Source organism: Algoriphagus sp. A40 (genome assembly GCF_002002735.1).
Lineage (GTDB): Bacteria > Bacteroidota > Bacteroidia > Cytophagales > Cyclobacteriaceae > Algoriphagus.
In genome coordinates this window covers 29,370-51,500 of sequence record NZ_MUNY01000060.1, presented here as the reverse complement: position 1 = coordinate 51,500, position 22,131 = coordinate 29,370, and the positions used below count along the sequence as shown (strand labels likewise).

Below are 22,131 nucleotides of genomic sequence, written 5' to 3'. Positions count from 1 at the left end.
CCAAACCAGCTTTTATGAATTTCAAGATCAATCCCAAAAATCCTTCGACATCTGCATTGAAGGTTATTCCAGTTTTTGAGAAACAAACAGAAACTATTTTAACCGAAAAGCTCGGTTTTTCAGGCCCTTCCAAGTCTCTCTTTTCCGGAAAAAAAGACACCACCTATTCTTATGAATCAGACAATCAACTGATTTTACTGGTGGGATTGGGTGAAGATCCGGAATACAAAACGATCGAAAACTCCTTTCGGAGAATTCTTTCAAAAAGCCAATCACTGATTGAAAAAGAGGTTTTGTTGGACTTTCCGGAGTCTTTTTCTTCAGAGCAACAGGAAGCAGCTTTGGTAGGATTTCAGCTGGGCAGCTATTCCATCGGTTTTTACAAAAAAGAGAAAGCAAAAGATTTTGAAAAGCTCAAAGTCGAAGTAATCTCAACCCTCGAAAAAGCAAAAAATCTTGTCGAACGCGCTGAAAAAATTGCCGCTGCCAAAATCGAAGCTTTCAAATTGGTTGACCTTCCACCCAACAAAATCACCCCGGAATACCTGGCGGATTGGGCCAAGCACATGGGCAAAAAAGCCAAACTTGATGTAAAGGTCTTTGACTCCAAAAAAGCGAAATCGGAAGGATTGGAAGCCTTTTTGGCTGTCGGTCGAGGTTCGGCCAAAGACCCGAAATTCATCATTCTGGAATACCGTCATCCGAAAGCTAAGTTTCATATAGGTTTGGTTGGCAAAGGGGTAACCTTCGACACCGGAGGACTGAATGTCAAAACTCAGGGCATGCACCACATGAAATCCGACATGGGCGGCGCTGCTGCCGTGTTGGCTACTACACAACTTGTTGCCGATTTGGAGCTTCCTATCAACTTGACTGCTATCGTTCCGTCGGTGGAAAATGCGATCGATAAGGATGCATACTTACCGTCAGAAGTGATCGGAAGCCATGCCGGACTGAGCATTGAAGTGATTGATACAGATGCCGAAGGCCGCTTGATTTTGGCGGACGGACTTTCCTACCTGATCAAAAACTACAAAACTGATCAGGTAATCGATCTGGCTACACTGACAGGAAGCGCTATCGGAACTTTTGGTTACGAATGTGCGGCACTCTTTTCCAACGACGGTGCCCTTTCACATGGATTGCAGCAGGCAGGTGAGGCTATCGGAGAAAAATCCTGGCCATTGCCACTTTGGGAAAACTTCGGAAAAGAGATGGATTCTGAAATTGCCGATATCAAAAATTACCACGGCAAACCTTTCGCCGGGGCGATTACAGCCGCCAAGTTTTTACAGGCATTTACCCATGAGCATCCTGCTTGGGCCCATTTGGATATCGCAGGAGTTGCATTTTCTGATTCGGAATTTGCAAAAACCAAAACGGGAACAGCCTACGGTGTGAGTCTTTTATTGAGGTATATCGAAAATCAACTTTAAAAAAAACCGGCAAGTCTTCTGATTTGCCGGATTTTTTTTCACTTTCAGAGGATAAAATTTTCCTCACATGAGCGCATCCAAGACTTTTCTCTGCATTTCTAATTACTTCAAAGGGAACGCATTTTTAACTGCACTAAAAAAACAGGGAAATCGTGTTTTTCTGGTCACCACAGAGCAGCTCCGACACAAACCTTGGGCCTTTGAATACATCGATGAGGTGTTTTATATGCCTGGTCAGGATCTGGATTGGGACATGGATTTACTCCTGAAAGGCGTTGGCGGACTGATGAAAGATCACAAGATCGAAGCGATCATTGCTTTGGATGATTATGACGTTGAAAAAGCTGCATTTCTACGCGAAAACCTTCGGATTCCAGGAATGGGCCAAACCACTGGGCGCTACTTTCGGGACAAACTTGCCATGAGAATACGGGCAAAGGATGCTGGAATCCGGGTTCCGGCTTTTTCGGCTTTATTCAACAACGAGGAAATAAATCATTTTGCAGACACGGTCGAAGCTCCTTGGGTTTTGAAACCGAGGTCAGAGGCTTCGGCTCATGGGATTATCAAAGTTCACAACAAAACTGACTTGTGGAAGCATATCGATGAGCTTGGTGAAAATAGGATTTATTACCTCGTGGAGCAGTTTAAACCTGGTGATGTCTATCACGCAGATGGACTTCAATTGGATGGAAAAACATTGTTTTTGACCGTTTCTCGCTATTTGGCGACTCCGATGGAAATCTCCCAAGGGGGAGGAATCTTCCGGTCCGCCAACCTCAAGTATGGTTCGGACGACGATAAGAAAATCAAAAAAGTCAACGAAGCCATCATGAAGGCCTTTGGTCTGAAAAATGGCGCTTCGCACACAGAATTCATCAAAAACAGAGAAGACGGAGAGATCTACTTCCTTGAGACTGCTTCCCGTGTAGGGGGAGCGCACTTGGCAGAAATGGTCGAAGCTGCCACGGATATCAACCTATGGGAAGAATGGGCGAAAATCGAAGATGCTGTCGCTAAAGGTGAAAAATATGACTTGCCAAAACCATCGAAAAATTACGCAGGAATTGTCCTGACACTTTCCAAATATGAACATCCGGACTTGAGCAGTTTCGATGATTCGGAGGTTTGCTTCAGGGTTCCACTGGAGTATCACGCCGGGTTGATCGTCAAATCTCCCAAGCAAGAACGGGTCATGGAATTGCTGGACAACTACGCCGAGCGATTTGGAAAGGAACTTTCAACAAGCGCTGATGCTCCTGAAGTGAAGAAGTTTCACTAAGAGTGGATAGACAATGGACAATAGTCCATAGCATTTAAATCAAAGATAACTATAACACTTCCGGTAGTTTAAGGAGAAAAAAGACATTCATTTCCTTTCCATATAGCACTATCGTCTATGGACTATAATCCATTAACTGACTAAAACTTCTCCTCAATCCCCAATCCGAACAACGCGAAATCATATTTCACCGGATCTCGGGGATCAAATTCACGGAGTTTTTCAGTCAACTGAACTGCCGTAAGCCAATCAGTTTGTTTTCTAGTGATCAGACCAAGCCTCCTCCCAACCCGATCCACATGCAAATCACAGGGACAGATCAGTTGGGCAGGGCTGATTTTTTTCCATAATCCAAAATCAACTCCTTTGTCATCCGTCCTCACCATCCAGCGGAGATACATATTTATCCGCTTGCAGGCAGCTTTTCGAACAGGAGTTGCAATGTGTTTTTTGGTCCGTGCCGGTGAATCCTGTAAACTGAAGAACACATGATGAAACTGGGTCAAAATTGACTCCATTGCATCAATATGTCCGGTTTGGCCTTTTAGAAAAGCTTCTTCAAGAGTCTCATAATTCCGATAAAACCATGTTAGAAAGTGGATGAAATACAAAGTGTCCACGTCATTGAAAGTGCGATGTTTGAAACTCAAAAAAGGCTTCAAATCGCTTTCCTGATGATTTAGAAGGAAATCATGAGGAGCTTTATCCATCAACTGAAAAAGCTCCAGGCATTTGTTGATGATGGTCTTTCGCTGTCCCCAAGCTAGAATGGCCGCAAAAAAACCTGAAATCTCGATGTCGTGTTTATTGGAGAAGCGGTGTGGAATAGAAATCGGATCGTTTGGAATAAATCCCGGCTGATTGTATTGCTCGACTTTTTCGTCCAAAAAATCCTTCAGATTCTGCATCAGAGGGCCACTTTCACTTCACCGCCCTGTGTTCCGTCAAACCATTTGAAGGAAAGTTCATTGTCCACTTTTTCGGAAACATGCCAATCAAAACATTTGATATTGGTCAGCGACCGGATTGAATCCTGGTCTGGGTCATACAGACAAATGTCAAAATCAGGCATGTCTTTCGACTCAAGCGTGTTCCATTTTTCCAGGATATAGCCCTCTTCCAAAACACGGACCTTGTTTCCAAAAACGTAATCCTCCAAAACAGAAGGCACACCATCTTTCCTTCTCAGCTTAAATCCCGAAGGCCCAAACATGATCTGCTTGCAGACTTTTGCTTCCAGCAAATCCTTGGAAAAAGGCATGGTTTCCCACTCAGTTTCCTTCAAAACAACTTTAGTGCCTTCTGGCCTGATTCGGGTCAGCACTTGGGAGAGCTTGGAAAAAAGAAAAGTCATACCGATAAACAGCAATCCAAAACTCGCCAAAATCGGATAGGAAATGATGAAAATGGCATTCCAGATAAACCGAAAGGTATGGTGAAAGAAAAGTTGGACTTTGTTCATGGTAAGGCACTCCTTGGACAAAGGTACGGCTGACCGCTTATAAAGCCAAGCCCAGATCCGGCTATGGGTGGAGGCACAATTGTTTAGACATAAACAAAATCCCCCTCCTGTCATTGGGAGAGGGATTTTTGTAGAATTTTTACTTATCAGTTTTGGAATCTATTAGAATCGTTTTCCTCAAATCAATAAAGCACCTCAACCGGGAATCGCTGATTCACAGCCTTCAGCTGATCAAAAGCTGCCTGAGAAAGTTTGATCACCAATTTGGAGTTGTCTCCTGTTTCGGGAAGGGTTCCGACTACCCTGGCAAAAATCGTCAGGTCGTTCTCCTCATTTTTCACCCGCATAATACTTCCTACCGGAGCGGAGCGGTGCAAGACCAGGTATTTTTTGTGTCCTCCAGTTCCTTCAATGAGTTCAGCTTGACCAGTTTCGGTGACGTTTTTAAAACCTCCTGAAGTATTTTCGGGAGTTGGATCAACAGTCATTTCAGCCGAAGAAGCGGCAACTTTTGGAGTGCCGATCACAGGAACGGTCGAAGGCCCTTCCGGGGCTCTGCCCACTTTGATCATTTGACCAGAACGTAGGTTATTGGATGTCAAAGCATTCCACTTGATCAAATCCTCTACACTGGAATTATACTGGGTAGAAAGTGAAAATAAGGTCTCTCCCTGTTTTACAGTATGGGAAATCCACTCTCCGGGAGCAATAGGAGTTGTATTGGCGACGGTGGTTGTGGTCGGGTTCGAAGTTTTGATAGACTCTGGCTGAGGCTTGGTGGCTTCCGGTTTGGTTTTCGGTTCTTCCACCTTTTTCTCAACTGGTTTCGGCTGTGATTTGGTTTGGTTTTCCACTATCACCGGAGTAGTAGCGACTGTTGTCGTAGCTGCCACAGTTGGAGCGGGTGATGTGGTCGTAGGATTGTTTGCCAAACCTGTTTCTTTCACAACCAGGGCCTGTCCAACACTCAGGTCATTTCCCAAAAGTTTGTTCCACTGCTTGAGTGAATCTACAGACACCCCATATTTTTTGGAGATTGAAAAAAGAGTTTCACCCGGATTGACTTTATGGAGAGTGGAGCCTGAAGCAACTGCGTTTTTTTCAATGTATGGAACCCGGATGGTCTGGCCGATTTTCAAACCCTGCTTTAGGACTTCATTTGCATTTTGAATTTCCCCAACAGGCACCTGGTACTTTCTGGAAATTGCAAATAGAGTCTCTTGCGGAGATACCTTATGCAAAATGAAGGTTTTGTCTCCTACTCTTTCTATCCCAATCGAGTCTCCTGCGATCAACTCGGAAGCTTGTGAATAAGAAAGAGTTAAACCCAAAACCAACAGAAGAGCGCTTAAGAATTTGAATTTGGAAATCATAGTAATCGGGATATTGATTGAAATATTTCAAAAATTTCATGAGTCATTTCGCAAGAATTATGCTAGAAATGGCGCGTGAAGGCTTTTTCACACCTTAATTTCCTATCATAGAATTTCGATAAACCCAGTTTGGAATCTTAAAACAAAATATTGGCGTATTGATTGGGTGATCCTTATCTTTTCCTACTTATTCTCCCATTCAAAATGCTACTTCGCTATTTCTTCTTTTTTCTTTTAGGCTTGATCAGCTTTTCTCTTTTTGCCCAGGAAAAGCCCGTGAAAGTATTTACTTTCAAAATCGATGCGGACATCGATCCAGCCATGAATCGCCGTGTTCAAATTGCATTGGAAGAAGCTAAAAAAAGCGAGGCTGGGCTAATTATTATTGAAATGGACACCTATGGCGGGGTGGTCACTGATGCGGATGAGATCCGGACCCAGATTCTCGAAAGTGAAATCCCGATTTATGTGTTCATCAACAAAGACGCCGCCTCAGCCGGTGCCTTGATTTCGATCGCCTGTGACAGCATCTACATGGCACCGGGATCCAGCATTGGAGCAGCAACAGTTGTAAATGGAGCTGACGGCGCAGCTGCACCGGACAAGTACCAATCCTACATGAGATCCATGATGCGTAGTACGGCTGAAGCAACAGGCAGGGATCCAAAAATTGCTGAAGCAATGGTGGATGAGAAAATCGTGATAGAGGGCATTTCAGAAGCCGGTTCAGTGATTACTTTTTCGGTTTCGGAAGCGATCAAACACGGTTTTTGTGAAGGAGAATTTGATTCCATTGAAGAAATACTGAAATCACAAAACCTGGAAAAAGCTGAGATCCTGGCCTATGAAGAAGACACCGTTGATAAGATAATCTCCTTTTTCTTAAGCCCTGCAATCAGCGGAGTCTTGATCCTGATCATCATTGGGGGAATCTATTTCGAGCTTCAGACACCTGGTGTTGGGTTTCCGCTTTTAGCAGCCATCATTGCCACTTTGCTCTATTTTATCCCATACTATCTTAACGGGCTGGCCGAAAACTGGGAGATTTTGGTATTTGTTTGCGGTATTATTCTTTTAGCAGTAGAGCTGTTTGTCATTCCGGGTTTCGGGATTTTCGGAGTTATGGGTATCGTGTGCATTATCGGTGGACTGGTGCTCGGGATGGTTCCCAATCAGGATTTCAACTTTGACTTTGTACCGGCTTCACAACTTTTTGGAGCTCTTTTAACCGTGATTTTGGCAGCTTTGGCATCGGTTGGACTGGTCTTTTGGCTCACACCCAAAGTCAACGAATGGGGAGCTTTCAAGCACATTACTTTGGCCACAACTCAAGAACGCAGTCAAGGCTATACCTCATCATTTTACTCTGACAGCCTACTTGGCACTTCTGGTATCGTTCACTCCCGCTTGAGACCCAGCGGAAAAGTCGAAATCGATGGTGAAATATATGATGCCTATTCACGGGGAGAATTTATTGATCAAGGGGAAAAAATCATTGTCATCTCCACAGAAGGCACCTCCCTGAAAGTCAAAAAATCAGAGGCCTGAAAGTGGAAGATTTCCCTAAGTTTGCGGCATGAATCCATTTCAGTCCATTTATGAACTGATCGGCGAAGATCAAATACGATTGCTTGCCCGATATTTTTATCTGGAGGTAGCACAAAATCAAGCTTTGAAAAAGCTCTATCCTGAGGATTTGGCTCCTGCCGAGCGGAGACTTTTTCTTTTTTTGCTCCAGGTATTCGGAGGGCCACAAACCTACCTAGAGGAAAGAGGGCATCCAAGACTGAGAATGCGGCATCTGGACTGGAAAATCGACCCATCAATTAGGGATCATTGGCTCAATGCTATGCTGAAAGCACTTGACAAACTCAATCCCGAACAAAACGCCAAAGAAATGATGATGGGTTATTTCATCAAAGCCGCCAACCACATGATCAACCATGAGTAAGTTGCTGCCACGGATTCATTCCATCTATGCGGCAGTGACTTTCGTTTTGACTTTCCTGCTCATTTTTCCTTTTATCCTGGTCTGCATTTGGGTACCAGATTGGAATAAATATGGGCGAAAAATCAACCGTTATTGGGCAAGGTTTTACTTTTCTTTGATCTTAATTCCTGTCAAAATTGAAAAGCAGGAAAAAATTGAAAAAGGCAAACCCTACATTTTTCTAGCAAACCATTTCAGCTATCTGGACGTGGCGATGATGGGTTTTATCCCCGGTGACGTTCTTTTTGTCGGAAAAGCTTCTATCCGAAATGCTCCCCTTTTCGGATATTATTTCAAAAAATTGCACATCGCAGTGGATCGGGACCGCATGAAAAGTAGGGCAGAAACTATGCGAAGAGCCGGAATTGCATTAGACAACGGAAGCGGAATCGTGCTTTTTCCCGAAGGGGGAATTTACACCCAGCATCCCCCAAAGATGATTCCATTTAAAAACGGAGCTTTTCGCCTAGCTATGGAGAAACAAATCCCGATTATCCCTGTCACTTTATCCTTTAATCATCTAATTTTGCCCGAGGACAACCAGTTTTTGGTGCACCGAAGATCGGCTAAAATGGTTTTTCATAAGGCTTTGGATCCAAAAGATTTTGATTCAGTTGAAAGCTTAAAGCAAAAATGTTTTGAGACGATTCAAACGCAATTGGATTTGGATAATCCTGCAACTCATTCCCAGAAATCTCAAAAATGAAAATAGATAAAGACTCAATTAAGAAAATCGCGCACCTGGCGAGATTGGAATTTGACGAAAGTTCTGCTGAAAAAATGTCGAAAGACATGTCTCAGATTCTGGACTGGGTGGAGCAACTCAATGAACTTGACACCACCGATATTGAACCTCTGACGACCATGTCTTCGGAGGTCAATGACATGCGTGAAGACAAAGCAGGAAAACATCTCAGCCACGAAGCAGGCCTTAAAAATGCTCCAAAAAAGGATGCTGACTACTTCCGCGTACCGAAGGTTTTGGAATAAGAATGCTGAATAACTCCTCATTTTCGAATTCATTTGCAAAAATCTCAGCCCTCCTGCTTTTAGTGTCGGGAGGGCTTTTTGCACTTCATGCGATCCTTTTCGGATCTGCATATTATCCTAATATTGCTCCGGCAGCCTTTTTGGATACCATTGCCGTTCCGCTCGATTGGGTGAATCTGGGTACTCTTTCCTTTCCCATTCAGGTTGATAATTTTCTGGTTTTTCAGGAGTTTCACTCCCTTCCTCCGGGATTTACCCTTGTGGAAAGTTATCTTTTTGGAGGAATAGTTTTCTTGGTCGCGGTGTCTGCTTTGGCACTTTTCAGCACATTCAAAAAGATCCCATTCCTGATTGCCGGAGCAGCGTGGATTGTGCTTTTGACCCTTTCCAATTCCAACGGGCTCAATATCGGTTCTCCAAGTTCAAATACTCCGCTGATCATCCTGATTGCGGGCACCATTCTACCGGTGATTTATTTCCATGTTTGGAAACCGGATTCAGCCTTTTGGATGAGATGGCTGACTGTTTTAGTGACTTCGGGTTCGGCTATTATCGCTTTAATCAAACTCAGTCCGATTGCCAACCCACAACTTTATATCGCCGAACAAAGCTTGATCCTCGGATTGGGAATGTCCATTGCCTGGGTTTTCTGGCAAGGGCATGGGTTGATCTCTGGGACCTATTTGCTTTTGGCGAGAGCCAATCAAAACATCAACATGAAGATTTCCTGGCAAATCCTGGGAATTGGAGCGCTGTATATTTTGACTTTGATTTTTTTGCTTTTGGATCTGAAAGGGGAAGTAAATCTTCCTTTCCCCACTTTTTCGCCGCTTTACCTGGTCCTTCCTATCGGGATTTTGGGTTGGATTTCTTCTTCTGCCAAATTTCAACAGGAGCCTGAAGTTGCAGCCAAGCCTGCATTTCTTAAAGCTCTCTTTCTAATCGGATTCTCAGTCACATTTTGGGTGATCTGGAAGCTGGAAATCTCCGGAAATCAAGCAGCGGAAGAGTTTTTAAAACATTTGATTGTTTATTCTCAGTTTGGATTTACGCTGTTTTTTATCGTTTACATACTGAGTAATTTTTTGTCTGTGATGGATTCGGGAAAATCGGTTGACAAGATTCTCTATAAGCCTTTTTCACTACCCTATTATCACCTACGGGTCGGAGGCATGATTACTGTTTTGGTGGTGACGATCTACATGGACGCTATCCTGGCGCCTCAGGTCAATTCACTGACGACCAATATTCTTGGTGATTATTACTATCAAACCGGCCAAAAACTGGAAGCAAGTATTCTGTACGAAAACGCTTGGGCGGCATTCCGAAAAAACCAAAAAGCAAAAAACGCCACAGCGCAGCTTCTTTTTGAACTCAACCAACCAACACTTGCCAAAGAGCATTTGAACCAAAGCTTTTCAGAAGCTCCTCAGGTGGATGATATCCTCCTTCTGAGTTCGAGGATGATTCGTGAAAACAAGCCTTTTGAGGCAGTTTTTTATCTTGAAAACGGATTGAAAAGATTCCCGGGAAATCCCTATTTGATCAATAACCTGGCTTTGCTTTATGTGAAAGTTCAAAAACCTGAGGAAGCACTTCAACTTTTGTCCGAACACCAAACTTCAGATCCGGTACTTTCCGCCAACTTGATTGCAATGCAAAGCAAACTTCAAAAAGACCAAATTGAGACAGGTTCAGGCGAGGAATTGATCACCAAAATCAATCAATTGGCGAGGAAAAATCAGCTCGGAGAGGCAAGTTCTCCCGCTGAATTGAAAAGCCTTTGGGAATTGCTTGACAAAGAGACCTCTCCCATGCTTTTGAATGCAGGAATCAGAAATCTTTTTTCCATCAAATCTTTAACAAATACTTCTGAGGATCTGGTTTGGATTGATTCCACCAGCAAAGCGCCAGAAATGCTGGAATACCTGATGCAGGTTCAGGAAACCGCTTCTATCCGAAGTTTGGCAGCGGGAAGGGTGACCGAGGCTGTGAAAAATCTGAATGGTTTGGCCTTCCGAAATTCAGGTGATGCCGGCTATTACCTCAACCTGACTGCCGGAATTTTGGCCAGGAATCTGGATTTTGAAAAGTCTTCTAAAGACATCATTGCCGCTGAAGAAAAAGGGTTCAAGGCATTCAGACCCTATCATTTGGCTATTTTGGATCTTGGCGGATTTGGAGAAAAAGCGACAGAATTTAGAGCCAAATACCAGGTTCCAATTTCAAATTCTCAGGATGAACTGTTGACCATGCTTTCCAAATTCAATCAGACGATTCCGGACAAGCTTTTTGACCAATGGAATGCGCTTGGCTCTGTGGAAATGAAAGCGACTTTGGCTTACCTGCTTTTGGAAAGAAAAGCTCACGGCTTGACTAAATTTCAATTGAACGAACTGGGAAATTCCCTAAAAGGAAAAGTTGAAAACGAGGAAAAACTAAGCCAGTTTCTTGAAAACCCTGATTGGTCCAATCAGACCTCACTTTCCGCCTTTACTGAATTTCTTCAGGCGGGAGAAGAATTGACAGCAAATCCCTATCGGACTCCCCTGATTCTCAGTGCAGCTGACAGATTGCCAGACCCTTTGGCCCAATATGAATTGCTCAATACCGCAAGTGAATTCAGCAAGGATCCTTTGCTTTGGATCCGAAAAGTTCAGGCAGCAAAACGAATCGGTTTGGACAATTATGCCACTGATGCTATCCAGGAGATGAGTACCTGGTTGACATGGGACGAAATAGAATTATTGCAAGGCACAAACTATTGACCAATTTTCACGTATTTTGACACATTGGTCTTCCAAATTTTAAAAGCTAAACCACTATCTTAAGCAAAATTTTCTACCATGAGCAGAGTCATTGAAACCCACGAAATTAACAAAACCTATAAAATGGGCTCCGAAATCATTCAAGCCCTCAAGTCAGTAAGTATTACAGTGGATCGTGGAGAATATGTGGCCTTCATGGGGCCTTCCGGATCCGGAAAATCCACCTTGATGAATATCATCGGGTGCTTGGACTCTCCTACCTCCGGCACTTACATTTTAGCGGGAAAAGACGTCAGCGATATGAGTGAAAATGAGCTGGCAGATATCCGAAACAAGGAAATCGGATTCGTTTTCCAAACTTTCAACCTACTTCCAAGAGCATCTTGTTTGGATAATGTTGCTTTGCCGCTGGTCTATGCCGGGTTTGGAAAAGCTGAAAGATCCGAAATGGCTTTCAAAGCACTGGATAATGTTGGTCTTGGAGACAGAACCAAGCACCGTCCTAATGAACTTTCGGGTGGTCAGCGCCAGCGTGTGGCTATTGCAAGAGCATTGGTAAATAATCCAAGCATAATCCTTGCCGATGAACCCACCGGTAACCTGGATTCAAAAACTTCCCATGACATCATGGAGCTTTTTCATGAGTTGCACGCCAAAGGCAACACGATCATCATGGTTACTCACGAAGATGACATTGCGCACTATGCGCATCGGGTGATCCGTTTGCGTGATGGTTTGGTGGAATCTGACAAAATCAACCCCAATCCTACCCGCGGCATCCCGGTTCACGCTTGAATTCCCCCAGTATTTTAAAAAGATTCTTATTTTTGCCGCTGTAAGAACGGGGGCCGAATGAAAATCTATACCAAAACAGGAGATCAGGGAATCACATCACTTCTGGGCGGCATGCGAGTGCCAAAATCCGATTTGAGAATAGATGCCTATGGTACAATCGATGAGTTGAACTCCTATTTGGGCTTGCTCAGAGATCAAGAAGTCAACGGAAAAAGAACGGATTTGCTCAAAGAAATTCAGGATCGCCTGTTTACTATCGGTGCTGATCTAGCAACCGTACCTGGCAAGGACAAAGTCAAAAAACCGGATCTTTACCCGGAAGATGTTGAACTGCTAGAACGGGAGATGGATTTGATGGAATCTCAATTGCCGATGTTGACGGCATTTATCCTTCCCGGCGGACATCAATCTGTTTCCTTTTGCCATTTGGCAAGGACGGTTTGCAGACGCGGGGAAAGAATTGTCGTGGAACTTGCTTCACTCGAACCGGTCTCTGAACTTGTTATCCAATATCTCAACCGACTTTCGGATTACCTTTTTGTTTTGGGTAGAAAAATGGCCCAGGAACTGAATGTAGAAGAAGTTACCTGGAAGCCACGGTTAAAATAAGGCAAGTTTGTAAATTGACTCCCAAATAAAATCAGGACAAAATTAGGCCCGGTTTTAAAATGAAAAAACTTAGGCATTTCGCCTCCAAATAGAAAGCGTATGAAGACCTCACTTGCTATCCCGGTTCAGAAAACCACCAAGTCCAAACTTCCGGAAACAGATTTTTCCACTCTGGTGTTTGGTAAGACCATTTCTGACCACATGTTTGTGGCAGATTACAAAAACGGAGAATGGACAGATCTTCGCATCGAACCTTATGGAGCTTTGGATATTCATCCTGCCAATGCTGCCCTACATTACGGGCAGTCGATTTTTGAAGGAATGAAAGCTTACAAAAATGAAAAAGGAGAGATTCTGATTTTCAGAGGAGATGCCAATGCCCACCGAATGAATGAATCGGCAGTAAGAATGTGCATGCCGGAGATTCCTGAAGAAATCTTCATGGAAGGTTTGCTTCAGCTTTTGGATCTGGACCGTGACTGGGTTCCGTCTGGAAAAGGTGCCAGTTTGTACATCCGCCCTTACATGTTTGCAACGGACAATTACATCGGTGTCAAGCCTTCTGAAACTTATAAGTTCATCATTTTCACCTGTCCGGTTGGAGCCTATTACAGCAAGCCTGTCAATGTAAAAGTGGAGACGGATTTTACCCGGGCAACAGAAGGTGGAACAGGCGCCGCCAAAACTGCCGGAAATTACGCTGCCTCCCTTTTCCCGGCACTTCAGGCCCAAAGAGCCGGGTATGATCAGCTGCTTTGGACCGATGGAAAATCACACAGCAAAATCGAGGAAAGCGGCACGATGAACGTGATGTTTGACATCAACGGCACCCTGATCACCGCACCAACCAACACCGGAACGATCCTAAAAGGAATCACGAGAGATTCTGTGGTTCAATTGGCAAAAGACTGGGGAATGCCTTTGGAAGAGCGATTCTTGACTGTGTCCGAACTTCAGGAAGCTTTGGAAAAAGGAACCTTGAGAGAAGCTTTTGGTACAGGTACTGCTGCTACAATCGCCCATATCGCCAAAATCAATGTCAACGGGAAGGATTATATTCTTCCAGAAAATAAAGCGAATGCTTTTTCCAACAAAGTTCTGAATGAACTGGATGGAATCAAATACGGTGACATTGCCGATACGAGAGGCTGGATCGTAAAAATCTAAAAAGACACGGGAAGGCAACTTCCCGTTTTTTGTTACTTTTCAACTATGAAAATTGGCTTAACACTAGTTCTTTTCCTTTCATTGATTTTTGGAGCACTCGCTCAATCCACTGATTTCATCCTATTAAAAAGGGGACGAAATCAGAAAACCCAAATTCGTTTTTATCCCGGAGAAGAGATCACATATAAAAGCAAAAAGCTTGGCTATTTCGTCACGGATCAGATTGTAAATGTTGACAAAGATTTCATTTACCTGACGGAAAACATCCTGAGTCCATCCGATATTCTTGAAGTGGACGTCCGAAATAAAGATCCGAGAAACCGAACCATGCGTAACCTTACCGCACTTTTCCTTGGAGCAGGGGGAATATTACTCACTGTGGAAGCTATAAACAGCCTTTACCAGCAGGACCAACTCAAAATCGACGAGGGAGTTGCCATCACCTCAGGAATTTTGATCGGAACCGGCTTAGCCTTGCTCCCATTGCGTTACAAAACTTTCAAAAACACCACCGGCTTTGGGATACAAATTATCCTTATGCGGATGGAATAATGGAAGTTTTCTGGCAAAAGCGGATATTTTTTCGGACTTTTGCAGCCTAAATTTTCACCTAGACAGATGACTTCAGAACAACTGAAAGACTTGAAAGCCCGCACATCGGCTTTGAGGAGGTATCTTTGACTACGATCGTAAGAAAGTAGAGATCCAAGACTTTGAGGCCGTTTCGGCCCAGGCAGACTTCTGGAACAATCCCGAAGAAGCCGAAAAAACCATGAAACAGATCCAAGCCCGAAAAGGCTGGACTACTTCTTTTGAAAACCTGGATCAAAAAATCCAGGACCTGGAAGTGCTGTATGAATTTTACAGTGCGGGAGAAGTTTCGGAAGAGGAATTGAAAGCCGATTTTCTGAAAGCAAAAGATTCTGTAGAAGAACTCGAGCTGAAAAAAATGCTTTCTAACGAGGAGGATCAGCTCAATGCGGTACTTGAAATCAACCCCGGTGCGGGTGGAACAGAAAGTAACGACTGGGCTTCCATTCTGATGCGGATGTACATCATGTGGGGAGAGAAAAACGGCTACAAGGTAAAAGAGGTAGACGTCCAGCCGGGTGAAGTTGCAGGAATCAAATCCGCTACTTTGGAATTTGAAGGTCCATTGGCCTATGGATTCCTAAAGTCAGAAACCGGAGTTCACCGCTTAGTTCGCATTTCACCATTTGATTCCGGAGGAAGAAGACACACCTCTTTTGCCTCAGTTTACGCATATCCGGAAGTGGATGACTCGATCGAAATCGAAATCAACCCTGCCGATGTCGAACTCCACACTTCCCGATCTGGTGGTGCTGGTGGACAGAACGTAAACAAGGTGGAGACCAAAGTACAGCTAACACACAAACCTACGGGCATTGTGGTCGTCTGTCAGATCGAGCGTTCTCAGCTTGCAAACCGTGAAAAAGCAATGCAAATGTTGAAGTCACGACTTTATCAGATGGAACTGGAGAAGCGGAATGCAGAGATTGCCAAAATCGAATCCTCAAAACTCCGGGTAGACTTCGGGTCGCAGATCCGAAACTATGTCCTTCACCCCTACAAATTGGTGAAAGACAACCGTACCGGACATGAAACATCCGATGCTCAGAGTGTTTTGGATGGAGGTTTGAATGAATTCATGAAAGCCTTCCTGCTCGCCCAAAGCGAAGAGGAAGCAAACAAAGATTAATTAACAAGGCCGGAAATTTTCTCCGGCCTTTTTGTATTCCCTTAAAAACTGAATGCGGCTACTCCCCTCTTTTTTTACGCTGGACTTTTTCTTGCTCTGCATGAGCTCATTTCTTTTTTTCTCCTCATTCAACATGATCATTCCGGAGCTTCCGGCCTATCTGAGTTCACTGGGCGGAGAGGATTACAAAGGACTGATTATCGCACTTTTCACGCTTTCAGCCGGACTTTCCAGACCTTTTAGCGGAAAGTTGGCGGACAAAATCGGCCGCATCCCCGTGATGATGGTTGGGGCCACCGTTTGTTTTGTAGTCGGCCTACTCTACCCGCTTCTGACTTTTGTCTCCGGCTTTCTTTTTCTTCGATTTGCCCATGGATTTTCGGCGGGGTTCACTCCTACCGGAGCCTCGGCTTATGTTGCTGATATTGTTCCTTTTCAGAAACGTGGAGAAGCCATGGGCATCCAATCTCTTTTCGGTTCCCTAGGAATGGCGGCAGGTCCGGCAGTCGGAGGCTGGATCGCGAGTATCTGGTCGTTTAATACCGTATTTTATTGCGCTGCTTTTACCGCGATTTTCTCCATTTTGATTTTGCTCAGGCTGAAAGAAACACTTCCCGAAAAAGAACCACTTTCTATAGGTCTTTTCAAATTAACCCGACATGAAATCATCGAAAAGCGGGTTCTTTTGCCTTCGATCATTTTGTTCTTGTCTGTATTCTCCTTCGGGGTAGTTCTGACAATTATACCCGACTTTTCCACTCACCTTGGGATTAAGAACAAAGGGCTGTTTTTTGCCGTCTTCACGATTTCTTCCCTTGGAATCAGACTGATTGCCGGTAGAACTTCAGACCGATATGGTCGGGTGGTTGTCTTGCGGGCTGCTGTGATCTGCATGATGATGGCCATGGTATCTGTGGCTTTTGCCGAAAGCAAAACAGTTTTGCTTCTATCAGGAGTCCTTTTTGGTGCAGCTGTGGGCATGTACAGCCCAACCACAACCGCTTGGGTAGTGGACCGATCATTGGACAAATTCCGGGGACGAGCATTAGCCACCATGTATATTTTCCTGGAAAGCGGGATCGGCGTCGGCGCGGTGATTTCAGGATGGCTTTATGCAAACAATCCTGAAAACTTCCGGCTGGTATTTCTTTCTTCGGGCGGAGTGGCTTTCCTTGCTTTTCTGATTCTGATTTTCATAAAAAGAGACCGAAAAACCTATCTTCCCCATTAATAGCCGAGATAATTGCTAACTCGTGGAATGGCTAAAATTGACTTTTGGCGGCCGTTGTAATAAGTGACTTTTGACCCGTCAAAGAAGGCTCCTTCTTCCAGCATCACGCGAACATCTTTGTTCCATTCCTTTACAAAAACCACTGCATTCAATTCAATTGCGTAGCCGGTATTGGCATGTAAAGGAAAGTCTCCTGCACCTGGCGTGTCACTCTGATTGTCCCACATTCCGATGGTCGGACCGGCTGAGTGACCATAAAAACCCAAAGGATGGGTATAAATACTTCCTCGAATCCCCTCCGCTTCCATTTGTTTTCTGGATTCACGCAGGATTTCATTTCCGGTCCGACCTGTCACATAGTTGGAAGTCAGAATATCCTGAAGGCGATTTCCAACAGCCAATGCATCCTGAAGGTGTTTTGGAACTTCCGTTTCTCCTGCTTTCAACACATATGCCAATTCCTGTGTGTCGGTATTCAGCCTGAGGTAACTGATCCCAAAATCAATGTGCAACAGGTCTCCAGGCATGATTACCTGCTCATCAGGACGGACTGCAAAAGAACGGTTGGCCTCATTGGAAGCTGGATCGGGCCGCTGAATATCCACCGTTGGGTGAAACCAGGTATCGAGTTTCATTTCGGCTATCTTCTCCCTGTAAAACCAAACCACATCATCTGTGGTAGTGACTCCCGGGGTGATCACCCGATCCGAAAGACCCTCCGCCACTATATAATGTGCCAATTCCTGAATGTGCTTATAAGTAGCCATTTCCGCTGCCGTGCGGGTTTCCAGCCATCTCACGGCCAAATTTTGGGCGGAAGTCACTTTTACTCTTTGGGATTCCGGAAGATTTTTAATGAATTCTTCGTGATCAAAATGAGTCAAACCATCAGCATGACCGTAATCCTTGGCGAAATTCAGTCCGATCTTTTTCGGGTTCTTAGATGAAATGACTTCCATCAAGGCCTTCCATTGATCCGGCTGTGTTTCAGGATCCCAAGCTCTTTTGAATGATTTCCCCACATCATATCGAGCAATCGCGAAAGTTTCAACTTTTGCATTTGGAGAAGGTTGATACATCACCAAAATTGTTCTTCTTCGAGCCGCATGCCAAGTCGCAGGCAATAGCGTCCGGATCACCGGATCTTCGTTATACTCCCTGGACATCACTATCCACATATCAATCCCGGTTTCGGTCATCAAGGCAGGCAAAAGATTCTGAATCCGATCTTCCAACCAAGAATCAATCACCTCAGCCTGTTCCCGTTGGGTAAGCACGGCAGGTTGCTGGGAAAAAGAAGAAAATGTGGTCAAGGCCACCAAAAAGAGAAGTAAAAGTCGCTTCATCGGATTCAGATTAGATTTGAATCCAAGATAACTTTTCGAAGGAAAAGGAGAAGCTCCTTTTATGGAATTGATGGGAAATTGGAAACAGTTGGCTTTTCTAACAGCCTTCTTTTGCTCAAGGAATGAAATCTATACAGCAGCATGCCTGCTGTGATACTCAAACCGATCAGCAAGCCATACCAAATTCCCTGCGCGCCCATTCCAAAATTAAACGCCAGCACGTACCCCAAAGGAAGTCCCAACACCCAATAGGCCATCAAAGTAACAATTGTCGGTACTTTGACATCCTCCAAACCACGCAAAACCCCAAGTCCCACCACCTGAACACCGTCAGAAAGCTGGAACAATCCCGCGATAATCAACAAGGAGGCTGATAAGGCAATCACCTCCGGATCATCAATATATAAAGTGGGCAAGAAATACCTGAAGCTGACGAAAATCAATGCACAGGAAAACATAAAAACCACCACCATACCAAACACCACCATCCCGGCTTCCCGCATACCTTTCATGTTTCCTTTGCCGATTTGATTGCTTACCCGAATCATCCCGGCAGTAGCAAGTCCTGTGGCCATCATGTAAGAAATGGAAGCTAAATTCAAAGCAATCTGATGGCCTGCCAGTGCATTCACCCCTATCCATCCCATCATGATTGCTGCCGTACTGAAAGCCGATACTTCGAAAATAAATTGAAATCCGGTTGGGATACCGATTTTGAGAATCCTCGTAATCATAGGTAAGCCTGGATTGGGAAGTGAAAGCTTGAAATGATACTTTTTATAACGCTGTGAACCTAAAATATACGCTCCCATCATCAAAGGCATTAGGACTCTGGAAATAAGCGTGGCCCAACCCGCCCCATTCAATCCCAACTCAGGAAATCCCCAAACTCCCCAAATCAAAACCCAGTTCAGAAAAACATTGACCAGGTTGGCGAAAATCGTGATAAACATCGCCTGACGGGTTTGGGACAGGCCTTCAGCCATTTGCTTGAAAGTCTGAAAAACCATCAATGGAATCAACGAAGCGGTAATGATTAATAAATAAGGAACGGCCAAAACGACTACCTCTTCAGGTTGGTTTAGGAAATGAAGTCCCTGAGATAAACCCAATACAATCCCTGTCAAAATCACACTGGTGGCAATGTTGATCCACAAGCCATGGCTAAAAAGCCTGGAAATCCGCTTGGTCTTTCCTTTTCCATCGGCCATTGAAACCAAAGGAGTAATCCCCATCGAAATTCCGATTCCAAACATCATCAGGACAAAAAAAATGCTATTGCCCAAAGAAGCAGCTGCCAAAGGCAAGGCTCCAAGCCTTCCCACCATCATACTATCCGCCACTCCGACAGAAACCTGTCCGAGTTGACTCAGCATGACCGGATAGGCCAGATGAAAAGTCGTGTTTAAATGATCCCTGAGTGTCATTTCTTTAATAACCTAAAATCCGGGCAGCCTTGAGGATTCCTGCCACACTGATACTGTCGGTGATTTCACCTGACATAACCATCTCTATGACTTCAGAAAATGGGAGTTTTTTGATTTGAAGGATCTCGGTTTCTTCAAACTCCGTTTCTCCCTCAGTTAGTCCTTCTGCCAGATATATAATACCCAATTCGTCCGTCACCGAATTGGAGGTGTGGATTTTCATTAGTTCTGTCCACTTCTCTGCGGTAAGTCCGGTTTCCTCTTTGAGTTCTCTTTTTGCAGAATCAAGCAGGTCTTTCCCTATCGGCCCTCCACCCATTGGAATTTCCCAGGCATACTCATCCAATGCATATCGGTATTGTCCGACCAACCAGGTGTTTCCTTCCAGGTCAATCGGAATTATTGCCATCGCACGGTTCTTGAAATGAACTTTGCCATAGATCCCATCTTTGCCTACAGGATTGATGATGTCATGCTCCTCCAGCCTGATCCAGGGATTTTCATAGATTGGCTTTACTTTTAGAGTTTTCCAGGGATTTTCCGTCATAGTTGTACAAAAAAAAAGGGCGGTTGAGCCGCCCTAAATTTATATTAAAACCTTGCTTAAGCAGGAATTGGGAGCACTTTTGAGTCCTTAAAGGTAGAGAGAATTACCATGGATTGCATGGAATCTACTTCCTTGATTTCTGACACTTTTTCAAGCATCAATTTTTGATAAGCGGTAATATCCTTCGCGATGATCTTCAGGATAAAATCCCCGGTACCGGTGATGTGGTGACATTCGATGATTTCAGGAATCTCGTTGATTTCACGCATGAAGGCATCGATATTGCCTTTGTTGTGGCCTATAAGGCTCACCAATACAAATGTACTGACACCCAATCCAATTCTTTCAGGATCTAATTTGGCGTGATAGCTCTTGATGATTCCGGATTGCTCCAATTTCTTCACCCGCTCAAGCGTTGGGGCAGGTGACAATCCAATGTCTTTTGACAATTGGGCATTGGTGATTTTTGCATTGGCCTGAAGGATTTCCAGTATCCTGCGATCTATTTTATCGAATTTGATTCTTACGCTATTGTCCATGTTATTCCGTCTTTACAAAATTTTATGTTGCGCAAATTTAATATAATTGATGAATGTTTTAAATCGATTTCAAGGTTTTTGATGAACGGAAATCAAAATATTGTTAATCTTTTAAAGGTTTTTAACAAAGAATACTTCTAAAACTCTTTGCACACTTGAAAAAATTCAAATTATCTCCTGTTCTAAAGTTCTCAAACGCAGGAAATTTCATTAAAGTTTATTCTTTTTTATAAAATCTCTGGCTTCTTTATGAGCGGGGTGTTTTCGCTTGGCATATTTTTTCACTCTGTCAAAATATTTTTTTGCCTGCACTTTGTTTTTGGCTGCAGTTTCCATTTTTCCAAGCTGGATGAGAGAGTGTAAATAATACCCGCTCTCCTGAGACTCTGATTCTTCACCATATGCTACAGTTTTGAGGTAATATCTTTTGGCCTCAGGCATGTCTCCCATCCTGTAGTAATATTCAGCTATGTAAAAAGCAGCAAACCTTCCACTGTTGGACTCATAGCCATATTGTTTCTTGTCAATTCTTTCCAAAATCTCAATGGATTCATCTACCGACTCCGTCCAACGCCCCACCGAATAAAGGTGTCTTGCATACGATCGATGGAAATAGGGATTATTGGGGAACTTGGAATGCAGGTATTCGGAGATTCTCAAGGCATCATATGGGCGCTTTTCTTCTGAAGCATAAAGCCTAAAGAGAAAGTATTGGGCCTCCACACGGGTATAGAAGGCATTTGAGGCCACAGTTTCCAGCTGCTGAAGCCCAAGTGCCTTATTTCCTTTTGGAAAAAGCGCCATCACGGGTTTTAACAAGGGATAATTCTCAGGAATCCAAACTGAAAAATAGTTGAAGAGCGCATCACCCAATAAAAGCTCCGGATTGAATTCCTCCTCCCCTCTGCTGAGATCCATGTACTTTAGGGCATTTTTCCCGGCCCAAGCCGCTTTGGTCCAACTTTTTCGCTCACTATAAAGTCTCCCTTGAAACCCATATCCGGCTGCCAAAAAGAATGCCGCTTCCTTATTTTTGGGGTTTTCATCAAACATCTTTTCTGCTTTTTCATTGGCCCGGTCCAGGTATTGGATGAAGATGTTGTCGTATTTGGTATTGGTCACATCTATCTCAATCCTCCACCAATAACCCAAAGCCATCAAAAAATCAGGGAGCGGATGCTCGGGATATTGATACATGATCACAGCAAAATCATGCTCAGCTGTAGGGAAATCAAAGTTGTACATACTGTTGATCGCCTTGGTGATGCGAAACTGCAGGCCCTTGTCCAACAATAGATATCCGGAAGGATTGGCAGCGACCACCGGATCTCCCGCCTGCCCAGAGACCTGAGCGGAAAATACCAAAAACAATAAACTACAAACAGCTATCCTTACCCGAATACTCATTACTTTCTTTTTGTTACGATTGCAAAACTAAGGTGAAATCCA

The 22,131-nt window shown here is 44.1% G+C and carries 21 protein-coding genes; 13 read left to right on the top strand and 8 right to left on the bottom strand.

The features are described from left to right. Positions 1-14 precede the first annotated feature (14 nt). Together B0E43_RS15040 and B0E43_RS15035 are read left to right on the top strand one after the other, a co-directional pair. Positions 15-1,436, top strand: a complete 1,422-nt coding sequence (locus tag B0E43_RS15040; protein WP_077351188.1) for a M17 family metallopeptidase — start codon at positions 15-17, stop codon at positions 1,434-1,436. Between the two features lie 67 nt (positions 1,437-1,503). After that, positions 1,504-2,718 carry an acetyl-CoA carboxylase biotin carboxylase subunit family protein gene (locus B0E43_RS15035; protein WP_077351186.1) on the top strand — a complete coding sequence of 405 codons (1,215 nt, stop codon included), beginning with the start codon at positions 1,504-1,506 and terminating at the stop codon, positions 2,716-2,718. Between the two features lie 140 nt (positions 2,719-2,858). Here B0E43_RS15035 and B0E43_RS15030 read toward each other — a convergent pair whose 3' ends face one another. From B0E43_RS15030 to B0E43_RS15020, 3 genes are all read right to left on the bottom strand, one after another. Beyond that, on the bottom strand, positions 2,859-3,626 hold the full coding sequence (locus tag B0E43_RS15030; protein WP_077351184.1) for a TIGR02757 family protein: 768 nt from the start codon (positions 3,624-3,626) through the stop codon (positions 2,859-2,861). After that, the gene (locus B0E43_RS15025) at positions 3,626-4,180 is read right to left on the bottom strand and encodes a hypothetical protein (RefSeq protein ID WP_077351182.1); all 555 of its coding nucleotides are present in this window, start codon (positions 4,178-4,180) and stop codon (positions 3,626-3,628) included. Before B0E43_RS15025 ends, B0E43_RS15030 begins: the two co-directional genes overlap by 1 nt. Before the next feature lie 182 nt (positions 4,181-4,362). Further along, on the bottom strand, positions 4,363-5,553 hold the full coding sequence (locus B0E43_RS15020; protein WP_077351180.1) for a LysM peptidoglycan-binding domain-containing protein: 1,191 nt from the start codon (positions 5,551-5,553) through the stop codon (positions 4,363-4,365). A 204-nt stretch (positions 5,554-5,757) separates the two neighbouring features. Between B0E43_RS15020 and B0E43_RS15015 the strand changes: the two genes are divergently transcribed. From B0E43_RS15015 to B0E43_RS14965, 11 genes are all read left to right on the top strand, one after another. After that, the gene (locus B0E43_RS15015) at positions 5,758-7,101 is read left to right on the top strand and encodes a nodulation protein NfeD (RefSeq protein ID WP_077351178.1); all 1,344 of its coding nucleotides are present in this window, start codon (positions 5,758-5,760) and stop codon (positions 7,099-7,101) included. Between the two features lie 28 nt (positions 7,102-7,129). Further along, positions 7,130-7,504: a cyanoglobin gene (locus B0E43_RS15010; protein ID WP_077351176.1), complete on the top strand. Its 375-nt coding sequence runs from the start codon at positions 7,130-7,132 to the stop codon at positions 7,502-7,504. Beyond that, the gene (locus B0E43_RS15005) at positions 7,497-8,249 is read left to right on the top strand and encodes a 1-acyl-sn-glycerol-3-phosphate acyltransferase (RefSeq protein WP_077351174.1); all 753 of its coding nucleotides are present in this window, start codon (positions 7,497-7,499) and stop codon (positions 8,247-8,249) included. The genes B0E43_RS15010 and B0E43_RS15005 overlap by 8 nt, the downstream gene beginning before the upstream one ends. Next, positions 8,246-8,533: an Asp-tRNA(Asn)/Glu-tRNA(Gln) amidotransferase subunit GatC gene (gene gatC, locus B0E43_RS15000; RefSeq protein WP_077351172.1), complete on the top strand. Its 288-nt coding sequence runs from the start codon at positions 8,246-8,248 to the stop codon at positions 8,531-8,533. Before B0E43_RS15005 ends, gatC begins: the two co-directional genes overlap by 4 nt. 2 nt (positions 8,534-8,535) lie before the next feature. Beyond that, on the top strand, positions 8,536-11,301 hold the full coding sequence (locus B0E43_RS14995; RefSeq protein WP_077351170.1) for a hypothetical protein: 2,766 nt from the start codon (positions 8,536-8,538) through the stop codon (positions 11,299-11,301). A 78-nt stretch (positions 11,302-11,379) separates the two neighbouring features. After that, the gene (locus tag B0E43_RS14990; RefSeq protein WP_077351168.1) at positions 11,380-12,096 is read left to right on the top strand and encodes an ABC transporter ATP-binding protein; all 717 of its coding nucleotides are present in this window, start codon (positions 11,380-11,382) and stop codon (positions 12,094-12,096) included. 57 nt (positions 12,097-12,153) lie between these two features. After that, positions 12,154-12,705 carry a cob(I)yrinic acid a,c-diamide adenosyltransferase gene (locus B0E43_RS14985; RefSeq protein WP_077351166.1) on the top strand — a complete coding sequence of 184 codons (552 nt, stop codon included), beginning with the start codon at positions 12,154-12,156 and terminating at the stop codon, positions 12,703-12,705. Positions 12,706-12,804: 99 nt separating this feature from the next. Next, positions 12,805-13,872 (top strand): branched-chain amino acid aminotransferase, encoded by a 1,068-nt coding sequence (locus B0E43_RS14980; protein WP_077351164.1) that lies wholly within the window; start codon positions 12,805-12,807, stop codon positions 13,870-13,872. A 45-nt stretch (positions 13,873-13,917) separates the two neighbouring features. Beyond that, on the top strand, positions 13,918-14,424 hold the full coding sequence (locus tag B0E43_RS14975) for a hypothetical protein (protein WP_077351162.1): 507 nt from the start codon (positions 13,918-13,920) through the stop codon (positions 14,422-14,424). 66 nt (positions 14,425-14,490) lie between these two features. After that, positions 14,491-15,592 (top strand): peptide chain release factor 2 gene (gene prfB, locus B0E43_RS14970; protein WP_139352782.1). Its coding sequence is split into 2 segments (ribosomal slippage): positions 14,491-14,550 and positions 14,552-15,592, totalling 1,101 coding nucleotides; the frame shifts between segments, so codons are not numbered across the junction. Between the two features lie 100 nt (positions 15,593-15,692). Continuing rightward, positions 15,693-16,823 (top strand): MFS transporter, encoded by a 1,131-nt coding sequence (locus B0E43_RS14965; protein WP_254423440.1) that lies wholly within the window; start codon positions 15,693-15,695, stop codon positions 16,821-16,823. On the opposite strand, the gene B0E43_RS14960 is transcribed toward B0E43_RS14965, so the two are convergent. The 5 genes from B0E43_RS14960 to B0E43_RS14940 all read right to left on the bottom strand — a co-directional run bounded on the left by B0E43_RS14960 (position 16,820) and on the right by B0E43_RS14940 (position 22,083). Further along, positions 16,820-18,169: a M24 family metallopeptidase gene (locus tag B0E43_RS14960; protein WP_077351156.1), complete on the bottom strand. Its 1,350-nt coding sequence runs from the start codon at positions 18,167-18,169 to the stop codon at positions 16,820-16,822. The genes B0E43_RS14965 and B0E43_RS14960 overlap by 4 nt on opposite strands. 59 nt (positions 18,170-18,228) lie before the next feature. Beyond that, positions 18,229-19,596, bottom strand: coding sequence for an MATE family efflux transporter (locus tag B0E43_RS14955; RefSeq protein ID WP_077351154.1), 1,368 nt, complete (start codon positions 19,594-19,596; stop codon positions 18,229-18,231). Between the two features lie 4 nt (positions 19,597-19,600). Continuing rightward, entirely contained in the window at positions 19,601-20,143 is a 543-nt protein-coding gene (locus B0E43_RS14950; RefSeq protein WP_077351152.1) for an NUDIX hydrolase, read from the bottom strand. Positions 20,144-20,199: 56 nt separating this feature from the next. Further along, entirely contained in the window at positions 20,200-20,682 is a 483-nt protein-coding gene (locus B0E43_RS14945; RefSeq protein WP_026970059.1) for an Lrp/AsnC family transcriptional regulator, read from the bottom strand. 210 nt (positions 20,683-20,892) lie between these two features. Then, the gene (locus tag B0E43_RS14940; protein WP_371454706.1) at positions 20,893-22,083 is read right to left on the bottom strand and encodes a tetratricopeptide repeat protein; all 1,191 of its coding nucleotides are present in this window, start codon (positions 22,081-22,083) and stop codon (positions 20,893-20,895) included. Positions 22,084-22,131: the final 48 nt, after the last annotated feature.